Source organism: Lachnoanaerobaculum saburreum DSM 3986 (assembly GCF_000185385.1).
Lineage (GTDB): Bacteria > Bacillota > Clostridia > Lachnospirales > Lachnospiraceae > Lachnoanaerobaculum > Lachnoanaerobaculum saburreum.
The window spans coordinates 1-602 of the sequence record NZ_GL622327.1; the positions used below are offsets into that span (position 1 = coordinate 1).

Consider the following 602-nt stretch of genomic DNA (forward strand, 5'->3'; position numbering starts at 1 on the left):
ACATCAAAGGAACAAAGCAATCCATATCCGAACGATACCGGTTCACGTCAACAACTGTAATATATTCATCTGCTACACCAATCTGTACATTATATGCCGGCAGAAGCTGATCATTGCCCATGTAATCCGTTTTGATACGCATAAAGGTAGCTGATTTATCTGTTTTAGAGTAACTGTTTCGGTTAGGACCACAGATTTCAATTTTTTGTATGTATTCTTGAAGTTTCTGACAGAAGGTAGTCAAGTGTTCATAATGACGCTGTTCTTTGGATTTTCGCTTTCCGCTTCCGTAAACAAATGTACTTGTATCCGGTTCCCATAAAAGTACTAGTATAACTGTCAATAGTTAACTCGACTTTTTAAGAGGTAATGTATCAACCTGAACCTGCTCACCTAAATCAATCTCTTCGAGACGATATTTCCAGTGATATACTACCGGGTCGGCGTTGACTTCCTCAAAATACTTATATATTCGCTCCACCAGTTCCTCTTTGCTATTAACACGAATACCCTTTAAGGACTGTCGAGTAAGCTTACTAAAGAATCCTTCAACAAGGTTCAACCATGAACCGTGTTTTGGAGTAAATACAAATTCAAATTTT

The 602-nt window shown here is 37.9% G+C and carries 2 pseudogenes; both read right to left on the bottom strand.

The window, feature by feature from the left end:
• Positions 1-184: pseudogene (locus tag HMPREF0381_RS15540) on the bottom strand (IS1182 family transposase); the annotation flags it as partial.
• Between the two features lie 162 nt (positions 185-346).
• Positions 347-602, bottom strand: a pseudogene (locus tag HMPREF0381_RS14230) (IS630 family transposase); the annotation flags it as partial.